The organism is Promicromonospora sp. NPDC023805, assembly GCF_040639635.1.
GTDB lineage: Bacteria > Actinomycetota > Actinomycetes > Actinomycetales > Cellulomonadaceae > Promicromonospora.
This window is the reverse complement of the sequence record NZ_JBFAAH010000018.1, coordinates 76,007-89,219: the sequence shown is the minus strand read 5'-3', so window position 1 is coordinate 89,219 and position 13,213 is coordinate 76,007. Positions and strand designations below refer to the sequence as shown.

Sequence of the window (13,213 nt, the reverse complement as noted above, 5' to 3'; positions counted from 1 at the left end):
GGACAAGCGGGTAAAGTGCGCGGCTATGAGTGCGACACGGCGCAAGGGTTCGCGGGGTGGTCGTGCTGCGTCTCGCGCTGGTGGTCCCCCCGCATCGAATGCGCTCACATGGGCGGAGAGCCTCGCGGCCGGAGACGCCGCGCCCGGGGCCAGTGCCCTGGAGTGGGCCGAGAGCCTCGCGGAGAGCGAGCCCGCACCGAGCCCCTGGGGCAGCGGCGCGGGCGCCGGTGCCCCAGGGGGTCCGGCCCCTGCCGACGAGACGACAGGCTCCCCCTGGGGGCACGTGCCCGCGCCCGTCATCGCGGACGGTGAGAGCGACGGCGACGCCAACCCGTGGGGTTCCGTAGCGGCCGCAGAGCCCGCCGTGACGCGTGGCCGCGGCAAGAACGCCGGTGGCAAGAGCGGTAAGGCCGTCAAGTCGCGGTCGAAGGGCAAGGGCACGAAGTCCGGCACGAAGGGTGCGCCGAAGTCCGAGTCCGCGCCCACCCCGGCCGGCGGCTTTCCGCTGAGCTCTGCCCCGTTGAACCAAGACCCGTTGAACCAAGGCCCGTCGGGCCCGGTCCAGGTGGCCGAGGACGACGACTACCAGGTCGAGGCGCTGCCGGACGAGGTCGGCTCCGTGCACCGTCCCGACCTGTCCGAGCCTGACGACGTCCCGCCTGCCGGGCCGAGCGAGCCCGAGCCGCACCATGCCGAGTCCCGGAAGAGCGACTCCCGGAAGGCCGAGTCGCGCAAGGCGGGCCAGCAGCGTCCCAAGGGCCGCCTGTCGGCCCCCAGCACCGCACAGCAGAAGCGGATCAAGCGAACCCTGAGACGGGGTCTGCCCAAGCTGCTGGACAAGACGCTGGTGCTGGTGCTCGCCGGGGTGACCGCCGCCGCGCTGGGCCTCGGCACCGGCTGGGGGATGACTCTCGTCCAGGGTGATGGCGACAAGGTCCTCTCCACAGCGGACGCCGCATCGTGCGCCCAGACGCAGATGGCATGGACGCAGGCCGCCAACGCGCAGTCGGCGATGGTCGAGGACCAGCCCGACACCCTGCGCAAGGGGTTCATCAACGCCCGCAACGCGCTGCAGGGCGTGACCCCGCCCGAGGCGATAGCGGGGGACTGGGCGATCGCCTTCACGTACTACTCGACGGTCGCCAACAACATCGAGAAGGTGAAGGCGACCGACGGCCCCGCGGTGAGCGATGCGGTGGGCGGCGCGCAGCAGGAGCTCGACACCGATGCCATGGTCGAGGCGTCCCAGCGCGTGCAGCAGTTCGTGGCCTCCAACTGCCGCGGGTAGACCTCCCACGTGGTGACGGGCGGGCGTCTGCGGGCAGGATAGGTCCGTGCTGCCTCCCGTGACCGACCGCGCCCTCGTCGACTCCCTCCATGACGACCTGGTCGCCTCCGACTACGACGTCGACGGTGTCGAGCGCTTGCTGGGGCCGGTCGCCGCCGCGGCGCTGCACCGCGAGCAGTCCCTGCCGGCCCGCCGGGCGCTGGCCGCCGGGACGGGTGCCACGTCGTCGTCCCTCCCCGACCCGCTGGCGACCCTCGCCGGCCTGTTCCTCCTGGGCGGGGTAGTGCCGCGCGCGGCGCTCGACCGGGCGCTGCCCGGGACGGGGACCGCGGGTGCGGAGCGCCTCGGCCTGGTCGTCGCGCGAGGCACCGACGCCGACGACGACGTGTGCGCCGTCGTGGACCTGCGCCCCTATTCCTCGGTGGACGCGGTCGGCGACGCGAGCTGGTGGCTCGCCTCGGACCTCGGCGAGCTCGTCACCGGCGGACGCCTGGCCACGGACCACGTGCTGGGAGCGGGCGGCGCCTCCCTCACGCTCGCGCAGGTGACGGTGCGCGGCTCGACGGGCAGGGTGCTCGACCTGGGCACCGGCTGCGGCATCCAGGCCCTGCACGCGGCGCGGCACGCGCAGCACGTGGTGGCGACGGACATCTCCCGGCGGGCGCTGGCCTTCGCGGCGTTCAACGCCGCGCTGAACACCCGTGCGGGGACGGAGCTGGAGCTGCGGCACGGGTCGATGCTGGAGCCGGTGGCGGGGGAGCAGTTCGACCTCGTCGTCTCCAACCCGCCGTTCGTGATCACCCCGCACGCCGGGGCGGCGGGCCGGGTGGTCGCCGACGCGCTCGGCGACTACGAGTACCGCGACGGCGGCAGGGCGGGCGACGACCTGGTGCGGGACCTGATCCTCGGGGTGGGTGACGTGCTCGCGCCCGGTGGCACCGCGCAGCTCCTCGGCAACTGGGAGCACCGCCGGGGCGAGCCGTGGACCGAGCGGGTCGGCGCATGGCTCGACGATGCGGGCCTGGACGGCTGGATCATCCAGCGTGAGGTCCTCGACCCCGCCGAGTACGCCGAGACCTGGATCCGGGACGGCGGCACCACTGCCGACCGCGAGCCGGACGCCTGGGCGGCCGCCTACGGCGCATGGCTCGACGACTTCGAGTCCCGGGACGTCGAGGCGGTCGGCTTCGGGCTGGTGACCCTTCGGCGGCCGCTGTCCGGGCCGGTCACGCTGCGGCGCCTGGAGGAGCACACGGGCTCGGTCCGCCAGCCGCTCGGCGCGCACATCGCCCGCAGCCTCGCGGGCCACGACTGGCTCGCGGCGCGGGACGACGCGGCACTTGCGGCGTCCCGCCTGGTCACGGCAGCCGACATCACCGAGGAGCGCTACCTGACGCCCGGCGCCGCCGACCCGAACATAGTCATCCTGCGGCAGGGGGACGGCCTGGGGCGTGGTGTGCAGGCGTCGAGCCCGCTCGCCGCGCTGGTGGGCGCGTGCGACGGCGAGCTGTCGGTGGGGCAGATCGTCGGTGCGCTCGCGTCGTTGTTCGGCGTCCCCTCCGACGACCTTGTCGCAGAGCTTCTCCCGGCGGTCCGCAGTCTGGTTCGTGACGGTTTCCTTGCAGAATGACGCAAGAACACCATCACCGGCCCTTCCGGTGGTGGTCCATCCGTTTCGTGGACGTAACTTTCGGTCGCTCGCACCGATAAATCTTGTTCAGAACAGAGACATCTGGTGCTATGACAGATATTTTCCACCGTGTGGAACTCGACATGCGGCACTTGAGGATGGTCGTCGCTGTAGCCGAGTCGGGCAGCGTCACGAAGGCGGCCGCTGCTCTCGGCATCGCGCAGCCGGCGTTGACTGCGCAGCTCAACCGCATCGACCGGTCGCTGGGCGGGAACGTGTTCGTCCGCGACCGCTTCGGCGCGCGCGCGACCGAGCTCGGTGAGCTGATACTGCGGCACGCTCGCGTGCTGCTCCCGGCGATGGCAGCCCTCGCCGACGATGCCCAGCGCCTGGTCAACGGCGACGTGGCAAAGGGTGAGACGGTCCGGGTAGGCATCGCAGGCACCGCGCTGGGGGGCCTCTTCGTCAACCAGCTGCACATCGCCATACCCGGCGCCCAGGTCACCACGGCCATGCCCCACCTCGCGGACGACGTGGCGTCCCGGCTCGCGCGCGGCACCATCGACGTCGGACTGGTCGGGATGTGCGGGGACGGCTCACCGCCGTCCGCCGGCGAGGTCACGTGGACCCGGGTCTGCACCGACCCGATGTTCGTCCTCCTCGACGAGCACCACCCGTACGCGGGCAAGCCCGAGGTGTCGCTCGCCGAATTGTCCGAGGAGCAGTGGCTCTGCGTGCCGTCGCGCGGCTGCCTCGAGGAGTGCTTCGTGTCGGCGTGCGTGCGCGCTGGGTTCACCCCGCGCGGCATGGGCGAGGCGGAGTGGACCACCGCCGTCGACCAGGTGCGGGCGGGACGCGCCGTCGCGCTCGTGGAGCCCGGGCAGCTGGACCCACCGGGCGTGGTGACTGTGCCGCTCACCGGCGCACCCCTGCGGCGCACCCACTACCTGGGCTGGCGCCACGACGCCGACCTGCGCGTCGACCTGGAGGCCGTCGAGGGTGCGGCGCACCGCGCGCACCGGGACGCCGTGCGGCGCAGCCCGCAGTACGAACAGTGGCTGGCGATGTACGGGATGCTCGGCTGAGCCGGAGGTGCAGCGCAGGGTGCGGGCCGAGGTACGAGGCGCGCGCCTGGAGCGGAACCGCAGGCTCGGCCGACAGGCAATGCGGCTGACCTGACGGCTCGGGGAGGCGGCCGTGGGGCCGCCCGCGCGGGCAGTTTGCCCTCCATATGAAATATGTATGACCTGAGTGTGATCTGTACGTGAAGTCCAACTGCTCCTAGGTTGAGCGCACGGGTGAATAGTCGCCCCCAGGTGATGGTTTCACCTGCTCTCCGACACAAGGAGTCGCTGAGATGAGTCGTACTTCCCTCCGGGGTCTCGCCGTGGCAACCGCCACCGTGGGCCTCTTCGCCGGCACCATCAATGCCGTCGCCGTCGCCGCCGTGCAGACCGACACCGAGACCGCCGCGGCGCAGTACGCCCCGGGCATGGTGGCGGCCATGGAGCGCGACCTCAACCTGAGCACCGCCGAGGCCGTGGCGCAGATCAAGGCACAGGAGGCCCTGGCGGGAACGCAGCGGAGCCTGGAGAGGACGCTGGGTGCGTCGTCCTACGCCGGCGCGTGGGTCGAGGGCACCGACGAGCTGCACGTCGCGGTGACCGACGCCGCCGACGCCGCAGCGGTACGGGCGGCCGGGGCGACCCCGGTGGCCGTGGAGAACTCGCTCGCGGCGCTCGACACCTGGACGGCGGACCTGGACGGCGCGCTGTCCGAGTCCTCCGTCACCTCGTACTACGTGGACGTGGAGACCAACGAGATAGTCATCGACGTCGTCCGCGGCGCCAAGGCGGACGTCGCTGCCGCGGTCGCCGAGGCGGGCGTGCCCGCCTCGGCCGTCTCGCTGTCGACCGCCGCGGAGCGGCCCAAGACGCTCATCAACGTGGTCGGCGGCAACGCCTACTTCATCGGTGGCTCCCGCTGCTCGGTCGGCTTCGCGGCCACGGGCGGCTTCGTCACCGCGGGTCACTGCGGTTCGCGCGGTGCCGCGACCACCCAGCCGAGCGGCACCTTCCAGGTGTCCTCGTTCCCCGGCAACGACTACGCCTACGTGAACACCGGTTCGGACGACACCCCGGTCGGATCCGTCAACAACTACAGCGGCGGCACCGTGAACGTCTCGGGCTCGTCGGCGGCCGCCGTCGGCGCCACCGTCTGCCGCTCGGGCTCCACGACCGGCTGGCACTGCGGCACCATCCAGGCGCTCAACGCGACCGTGAACTACTCCCAGGGCAGCGTCACCGGCCTGATCCGCACGAACGTGTGCGCCGAGCCCGGCGACTCGGGCGGCTCGCTGCTGGCCGGTTCGCAGGCCCAGGGCATGACGTCCGGCGGTTCGGGTAACTGCTCGTCCGGCGGCACGACGTACTTCAACCCCGTGGGTGAGGCACTGAGCGCGGCGGGTGTCTCGCTCGTGACCCGATGACCCGGATGCGCTAGGCGCACCTCGGTCGGTGGTCCGGGGGGCAGGTAGGAAAGCCCTACCTACCCCCCGGCATGCCCGCATATTGCGCCGATATGTCCCAATCGGTATCTGGGAGTTTCCTGGAGGCGACCCTACGCTTTGCCGCACTGGGTGAATTCATTGCCCCGACGACAAGGAGTCGCTGGACATGAGACGCACATCCTTCAGAGCGATCACCGTGGCTACAGCCGCTGCGACGCTCCTCGCCGCCAGCATCACCGCTGCTACCGCAGGCACTGCCGCCGGTTCCGACAAGCCTGACGTTGCCGGCTACGCCCCCGGCATGGTCGCTGCAATGGAGCGCGACCTCGGCCTCACCACCGCGCAGGCGGTGGACCGCATCAAGACCGACAAGGCGCTGTCCGACAAGCAGCACGCCATCATCAAGTCCCTCGACAAGGGCTACGCGGGGGCGTGGGTGGACGGCAGCGAGCTGTTCGTCGCCGTCACCGACAAGGCAGGAGCCGCCGAGGTCCGTGCCGCCGGTGCCAACGCAGTCACCGTCGACAAGTCGCTGAGCCAGCTCGAGCGGCTGGCCACCAAGGCCTACCAGGCGTCTCCGGACGCCAAGGTCGCCGCGGCCTACGTGGACGTCGAGTCCAACTCCGTGGTCATGGAGGTGGCGAAGGGCTCGAAGAGCGCCGTCGCCGCCGCCGTCGCGCGGGCAGGTCTCTCCGCGGGCTCCATCTCCGTCGTCGAGGTCGCCGAGATGCCGCGCACCCTCATCAACGTGGTCGGCGGCAACGCCTACTACATCGGCGGATCCCGCTGCTCGGTCGGCTTCTCGGCCACCGGCGGCTTCGTCACCGCGGGCCACTGCGGTTCGCGCGGTGCCACCACCACCCAGCCGAGCGGCACCTTCCAGGTGTCCTCGTTCCCGGGCAACGACTACGCCTACGTGAACACAGGCTCGGACGACACCCCGATCGGCGCCGTCAACAACTACAGCGGTGGCACTGTCAACGTCGCGGGCTCGTCCGCGGCCGCCGTCGGCGCGAGCGTCTGCCGCTCGGGCTCCACGACCGGCTGGCACTGCGGGACCATCCAGGCGCTGAACACGTCGGTCACCTACTCCCAGGGCACGGTCTCGGGTCTGATCCGTACCAACGTGTGCGCCGAGCCGGGCGACTCGGGCGGCTCGCTGCTCGCCGGCACGCAGGCCCAGGGCATGACGTCCGGCGGTTCGGGCAACTGCTCCTCCGGCGGCACCACGTACTTCCAGCCGGTGAACGAGGCGCTCAGCGCCGCGAGCGTGACGCTGATCACCGGTGGCGGTGGCACCACGCCGCCCACCGGCTGCGCCAGCCAGGAGACGGCGTTCAGCGGTTCGCTGAGCTCCGGCGCCTCCACCTACAAGCCGAGCAGCAGCGGCTTCTCGTCCTCGGCCGGCACCATCACGGGCTGCCTCGACGGTCCCAGCGGTGTCGACTTCGACCTCTACCTGCAGAAGCTCTCGGGCAGCACGTGGTCGAACGTCGCCCAGGGCATCACCTCGGCCCCTGACGAGAACGTGAGCTACTCGGGCACGGCGGGCACCTACCGCTGGCGCGTGCTCTCGTACTCCGGTTCGGGCTCCTACACGGGCGGGTACTCGACGCCCTGATCCTCATCGCATGACGTGTCGGACGCCCAGGTCACTCAGGTGGCCTGGGCGTCCGACCTGCTCGACAGCTACCGGCTCACGGGCGCGCCGTCGACTGCCGCACGAGGAGCAGCAGCGCGAACGCGCCGAGCGTCACCGCCACCACACCGAGCATCCCGCCCATGTAGGCGGTCAGGTCCCCACCCAGCGGCAGGCCCCAGCCCTCGCCCCGTACGCTCCCCAGGGCACCGACCGTGAGCGCTCCGGTGCCGGCCGCGCCGAGCAGCAGCAGTGCTGCCGCGCCGGACGTCCCGGGCTGCGGACCGTCCTGCGGCGCGTCCAGGGACGACGGCGAGCTCAGCGCGCACACCCCGGCACCCCAGGCGAGCACCACGAGGATGGCGGCGACGACGTCGGAGGGCCGGTGCCACTGGCCGATCAGCGTCGACACACCGGTGGCTCCCGTGTAGGCCGCGCCGGCCACCGCCACCACCGGCCGCCAGCGCCGGGGGACGGCGATGAGCAGCCCCACCGCGATGGACGCCGCCACCGTCGTGTGCCCGCTGGGCAGGGTGTTGATGTCCGCTCGCGGGACGTCGAGCAGCGCGGGCCTGTCGAGCACCGCCTGCTTGAGCACCTGTGTGGTGAGGTTCGACCCCGCCACCAGGATCGCGACCTGCACGGCGAGCCACCAGCGGCCCCGGACCAGCGCGAGGATCACGGCGGCCGCCAGGCCAACGCCGATGAACGAGTTCGACACCACTCCGAGCACCGGTTCGGCGAGCTCCCAGAGGGTGTTCTGGCCGCGGGCGGCCCCCTCGAGCGCGAGCTGGTCCGCGCGCTGGCCACCGGGCGACGCGACGAACGTGTCCCACGTCGCCCACACCGCCCAGAGCGCGAGCACCGCCACGACCGCGGCGGTGATACGGGGCGCCAGCCGGGGCCGGCGCCTCGGTATCCGGGGACCCGAGTAGTTGGTGCTGATCTCGTCCAGATCGCCGGAACCGTCAGGCCCGGCGGGCGGCGTGTACCCCTTCGCCGTCCCGGTGACACGGCCGTGCGCCGGCTGCGGATGATCGGGCAGCGGGAGGGTCTGGTCCGTCATGGTCCCCACCGTAGGGGAGCCTGCTGAAGAGACGGTGTGTCCGATGTAACGCTCCTCGGTTCATCACGTCTTGATCAGGTAGTCCATCACGCCACGGGTGAAAATCACCACGGTCATGCGGGACCGCCGGGCAACCGGCTGTCGGCCCGGATAGGGTGCGAGCCGTTGTGTCTGGCGTACCGTGAACTCTCCAACGGCGCTAGACGCCCTCCCCCAGACCCCGCAGGAAGCAGGCAGGACCGGATGTCCCAGGCACGCAAGCTCGTGATCGTGGAGTCGCCCACGAAGGCTCGAAAGATCCAGAGCTACCTCGGCGACGACTACGAGGTCGAAGCCAGCGTCGGGCATATCCGCGACCTCCCGCAGCCCAAGGACCTGCCGGCGGAGATGAAGAAGGGCCCGTACGGGAAGTTCTCGGTCGACGTCGACAACGGGTTCGACCCGTACTACGTGGTCCACGCGGACAAGAGGAAGAAGGTCAGCGAGCTCAAGAAGGCTCTGAAGGACGCCGACGAGCTCTTCCTCGCGACCGATGAGGACCGCGAGGGCGAGGCCATCGCGTGGCACCTGATCCAGGAGCTCAAGCCCAAGGTCCCGGTCAAGCGCATGGTGTTCCACGAGATCACCCGCGAGGCGATCTTCCGGGCTCTGGAGAACACCCGGGAGCTCGACCAGGACCTCGTGGACGCCCAGGAGACCCGGCGCATCCTCGACCGCCTGTACGGCTACGAGGTGTCGCCGGTGCTGTGGCGCAAGGTGCGCCAGGGCCTTTCCGCCGGCCGTGTGCAGTCGGTGGCGACGCGTCTGGTGGTCGAGCGGGAACGCGAGCGCATGGCGTTCGTCTCAGCGGACTACTGGGACGTGTCCGGCACCTTCGCGGTCTCGGACGGCGACGGCGCCGCCTCCGGCCAGCCGTCCTTCCGGGCCCGGCTCAGCCAGCTCGCCGGCGCCAAGGTCGCGTCGGGCCGCGACTTCGACGACCGGGGGCGGCTCAAGGTCCGGACGGGCGTGGTGCAGCTCGACGAGGCCACCGCGACCGCCGTCGTCTCCGGGCTCCAGGCCGCCGACTTCTCCGTCCGCAGCCTGGAGACCAAGCCGTACACGCGCCGCCCCGCGGCGCCGTTCACCACCTCCACCATGCAGCAGGAGGCGGGCCGCAAGCTGCGGATGTCGTCGCGTCAGGCGATGCGTACCGCGCAGGGCCTGTACGAGAACGGCTACATCACCTATATGCGTACCGACAGCCCGTCGCTGTCGTCCGAGGCCACGAACGCCGCGCGCCGTCAGGCGGCCGAGCTGTACGGCCCCGAGTACGTGCCGGGCGCACCCCGCCTCTACCAGTCCAAGTCGAAGGGTGCCCAGGAGGCGCACGAGGCGATCCGCCCCGCGGGCGACTCGTTCCGCACTCCCGCGCAGGTCGCCGGTGAGCTGAGCGGGGACCAGTTCCGGCTCTACGAGCTGATCTGGAAGCGCACCGTCGCGTCGCAGATGGCCGACGCGAAGGGTTCGACGGCATCCGTCCGGCTCGGCGCGGTGGTCGTGGGTGGCGAGCAGGACGGCAACGAGGCGGTGTTCTCGGCGTCGGGCACGGTGATCTCGTTCCGCGGGTTCCTCGCGGCCTACGAGGAGAGCGCGGACGCCGACGCCGAGGCGGCCGAGGGTGCCGCTGCGGCCAAGGAGGCGCGTCTGCCGACGATGTCCGAGGGCGACGCGCTCGTCGGAACCGACCTCGCCGCCGACGGCCACTCCACGGCGCCGCCCGCGCGCTACACGGAGGCGTCGCTGGTCAAGGCGCTGGAGGAGCGCGGGATCGGCCGCCCCTCCACGTACGCCGCGACCATCTCGACGATCCAGGACCGCGGCTACGTGATCACGCGCGGCCAGGCGCTGGTGCCGACCTGGCTCGCGTTCGCGGTGATCCGCCTGCTGGAGGAGCACTTCGACCGGCTGGTCGACTACGACTTCACGGCCACCATGGAGGCCGACCTCGACCAGATCGCCGCCGGGTCGCGGGAGCGGGTCGCGTGGCTCAAGGAGTTCTACTTCGGTGAGGCGCCGGGTAACGCAGGCACCTCCGACGAGCTCGGTGTGGACAGCGACGGCGGCGGTCTGCGCGCGCTCGTGGCGAACCTCGGCGAGATCGACGCCGCCGCGATCAACTCCGTGGACATCGGCGAGGGCATCCGGGTGCGGGTGGGTCGCTACGGCCCGTACATCGAGGACCTCGCGGCCGAGGTCGAGGAGGGCAAGACCCCGCCCCGCGCCTCGGTGCCCGACGACGTCGCGCCCGACGAGCTGACGGTCGCCAAGGCCCGGGAGCTGCTCGCGGCGGGGGCCGACGACGGCCGCGTGCTCGGCACGCACCCCGAGACCGGCAACCCGGTCATCGCCAAGAACGGCCGCTACGGCCCCTACGTGACGGAGCAGATGCCGGAGCCCGACCTCGACCCCGACCTGTCGGCCGCGGCGAAGAAGCGCGCGCTGGCCGCCCTGCCCAAGCCGAAGACCGCGTCGCTGCTCAAGACGCAGGCCCTCGACTCGGTGACGATCGAGGACGCCCTGCAGCTCATGTCGCTGCCGCGCGTGGTGGGCGCCGACCCGGAGTCGGGTGACGAGATCACGGCGCAGAACGGCCGCTACGGCCCGTACCTGAAGAAGGGCACGGACTCGCGCACGCTGCCCTCCGAGGAGGCCATGTTCACGGTCACCCTCGAGGAGGCGCTGGAGATCTACAAGCAGCCCAAGCGGGGGCGCGGGCGCACGGCCACCCCGCCGCTGCGCGAGCTCGGGGACGACCCCACCAGCGGCAAGCCGATCCAGGTCAAGGACGGCCGGTTCGGCCCGTACGTGACCGACGGCGAGACCAACCGCACCCTGCCGCGTGACGTCACGCCGGAGTCGGTCACCGCGGAGCAGGCGATCGAGCTGCTCGCGGAGAAGCGCGCCCAGGGCCCGGCCAAGAAGCGCACCACGCGGACGACGGCGGCCAAGAAGCCGGCGGCGAAGAAGGCCCCGGCCAAGAAGCCGGCCGCCAAGAAGGCATCGAGCTCGAACAAGTAGCGCGTGTCGGGCGTGCGGGTCGCTTCGGCGGCCTGCCCGTCCGTCCCGTTCCCCGGCCGGTGGGTGTCGGTGGGCGCGGTTAGGGTTGCCGCGTGAACGAACCGGGCTACTTCATCTCCTTCGAGGGCGGCGAGGGCGTCGGCAAGTCGACCCAGTCCCGCCTCCTCGGCGACTGGCTGGCCGACCTGACCGGCCGCGAGGTCGTGCTCACGTTCGAGCCCGGTGGCACCGCGCTCGGCAAGGAGCTGCGGGCGGCGGTCATGCACGGCCAGGACATGGGTGCGCGCGCCGAGGCGCTGATCTATGCGGCGGACCGCGCCCACCACGTGGAGACGGTGGTGCGGCCGGCGCTGGATCGCGGCGCGGTGGTGATCACCGACCGCTACCTCGACTCGTCCGTCGCCTACCAGTCCGGCGGCCGCGACCTGCCGGGCCACGAGGTGGAGCACCTCTCCCTGTGGGCGGCGAAGGGCCTGCGGCCGGACATCACTATCCTGCTCGACCTCGAGCCCGCGGCGGCGGCGGCCAGGCGTGCCGGGGCCGACGGCAAGGGTGCGCTGGACCGGCTGGAGCGTGCGGGCCTCGAGTTCCACACCCGGGTCCGGGACACGTTTCTCCAGCGGGCGGCCGCGGACCCGGAGCGCTGGGTGATCCTTGACGCGGCCCTGCCGGTCGACGACATCCAGGCACAGATCAGGGTGGATCTCTCAGCCCGGCTGGGCCTCACACCGGTCGTCGCCGAGGCGGGTGCCCTCGCCGAGGCAGCAGCCGTCGCAGAGGCCGACGCCGTTGCCGGGTCCCTCGGCGAGGACCGCTCATGACCGTGTGGGACGACGTCGTCGGGCAGGAGCACGCGGTCGCCGCGCTCCAGAGCGCCGTGGCGAACCCGGCGGCGATGACGCACGCGTGGCTGGTGACCGGCCCGCCGGGCTCCGGACGGTCGGTGGCCGCCCGGGCCTTCGCGGCTGCGCTGCAGTGCCTCCAGGGCGGCTGTGGCGTGTGCCAGGCGTGCACCACGACCATGGCGGGCACCCACCCGGACGTGACGCTGCTGGCCACGGAGAAGGTAGTCATCGCCATCGACGAGGTACGGGACCTGATCATGACCGCGTCCCGGTCGCCGTCCGGCGGGCGATGGCGCGTGATCGTGATCGAGGACGCCGACCGCATGGCGGAGCGCACCACGAACGTCCTGCTCAAGACCATCGAGGAGCCCCCGCCGCACACGGTATGGGTGCTGTGCGCACCGTCGGTCCAGGACGTGCTGCCGACCATCCGGTCGCGCTGCCGTGCGGTGGTGCTGCGCGTACCCCCGCCGCAGGCGGTCGCCGACCTGCTGGTGCGGCGCGACGGAGCCGACCCGGCGGTCGCGCTGAGTGCTGCCCGGGCGGCCCAGAGCCACGTCGGCCTCGCGAAGCGGCTGGCCCGCGACGCCGGGGCGCGCGAACGGCGTACCGCAGTGCTGAGCATCGCGCGGCGCATCCGCGGGGTCGGGGACGCGGTGCTCGCAGCGGGCGAGCTCGTGGACGTGGCGAAGGCGGAGGCGGTGTCGGCCACCCAGGAGCGGGACGCCGCCGAGAAGGCCGAGCTGATGCGTGGCCTGGGTGTGGCTGACGGCGAGGTCCTGCCGCCGCGCCTGCGGTCGCAGCTCAAACAGCTGGAGGACGACCAGAAGCGGCGCGCGACGCGGCATCAGCGCGACGTGCTCGACCGGGCCATGGTGGACCTGCTCTCCCTGTACCGGGACGTGCTCGTGGTGCAGCTCGGCGCGGAGGTCGACCTGGTGAACGCCGAGCTGGCGGAGACGGTGCGCCTCCTGGCCGCCGACTCCACCCCGGAGCAGACGGTGCGGCGGATGGACTCGATAGGCGTGGCCCGCACCCGCCTGGACGGCAACGTCGCCCCGCTGCTCGCGCTCGAGGCGATGACGATAGCCCTGCGCCCGCAAGGCTGACCGCCGGGCGGTCCGACACCCGTGAAGATTTCACCTGTGAAGATTTGGCGCGGGTGAAGCTGGACCA

The 13,213-nt window shown here is 71.9% G+C and carries 9 protein-coding genes; 8 read left to right on the top strand and 1 reads right to left on the bottom strand.

Annotated elements, in window-relative coordinates:
- The first annotated feature begins 25 nt into the window (after positions 1-25).
- The 5 genes from AB0F70_RS18100 to AB0F70_RS18080 all read left to right on the top strand — a co-directional run bounded on the left by AB0F70_RS18100 (position 26) and on the right by AB0F70_RS18080 (position 7,048).
- Positions 26-1,288, top strand: coding sequence for a hypothetical protein (locus tag AB0F70_RS18100; RefSeq protein WP_357451043.1), 1,263 nt, complete (start codon positions 26-28; stop codon positions 1,286-1,288).
- 46 nt (positions 1,289-1,334) lie between these two features.
- The gene (locus AB0F70_RS18095; RefSeq protein WP_357451040.1) at positions 1,335-2,918 is read left to right on the top strand and encodes a methyltransferase; all 1,584 of its coding nucleotides are present in this window, start codon (positions 1,335-1,337) and stop codon (positions 2,916-2,918) included.
- Positions 2,919-3,049: 131 nt separating this feature from the next.
- The gene (locus tag AB0F70_RS18090) at positions 3,050-4,003 is read left to right on the top strand and encodes a LysR family transcriptional regulator (protein ID WP_357451037.1); all 954 of its coding nucleotides are present in this window, start codon (positions 3,050-3,052) and stop codon (positions 4,001-4,003) included.
- 272 nt (positions 4,004-4,275) lie between these two features.
- A complete protein-coding gene (locus AB0F70_RS18085; RefSeq protein WP_357451034.1) occupies positions 4,276-5,406 on the top strand; it encodes a S1 family peptidase in 1,131 nt (376 codons plus the stop codon).
- Between the two features lie 187 nt (positions 5,407-5,593).
- Entirely contained in the window at positions 5,594-7,048 is a 1,455-nt protein-coding gene (locus AB0F70_RS18080) for a S1 family peptidase (protein ID WP_357451031.1), read from the top strand.
- 76 nt (positions 7,049-7,124) lie between these two features.
- Here AB0F70_RS18080 and AB0F70_RS18075 read toward each other — a convergent pair whose 3' ends face one another.
- On the bottom strand, positions 7,125-8,132 hold the full coding sequence (locus AB0F70_RS18075) for a phosphatase PAP2 family protein (protein ID WP_357451027.1): 1,008 nt from the start codon (positions 8,130-8,132) through the stop codon (positions 7,125-7,127).
- A gap of 243 nt (positions 8,133-8,375) precedes the next feature.
- Here AB0F70_RS18075 and topA point away from each other — a divergent pair, with 243 nt between their 5' ends.
- The 3 genes from topA (at position 8,376) to AB0F70_RS18060 (ending at position 13,146) form a co-directional block, all read left to right on the top strand.
- Positions 8,376-11,192 (top strand): type I DNA topoisomerase, encoded by a 2,817-nt coding sequence (gene topA, locus AB0F70_RS18070; protein WP_357451024.1) that lies wholly within the window; start codon positions 8,376-8,378, stop codon positions 11,190-11,192.
- A 92-nt stretch (positions 11,193-11,284) separates the two neighbouring features.
- Positions 11,285-12,013 (top strand): dTMP kinase, encoded by a 729-nt coding sequence (gene tmk, locus AB0F70_RS18065; protein WP_357451021.1) that lies wholly within the window; start codon positions 11,285-11,287, stop codon positions 12,011-12,013.
- Positions 12,010-13,146, top strand: coding sequence for a DNA polymerase III subunit delta' (locus AB0F70_RS18060; protein WP_357451018.1), 1,137 nt, complete (start codon positions 12,010-12,012; stop codon positions 13,144-13,146). Before tmk ends, AB0F70_RS18060 begins: the two co-directional genes overlap by 4 nt.
- Positions 13,147-13,213: the final 67 nt, after the last annotated feature.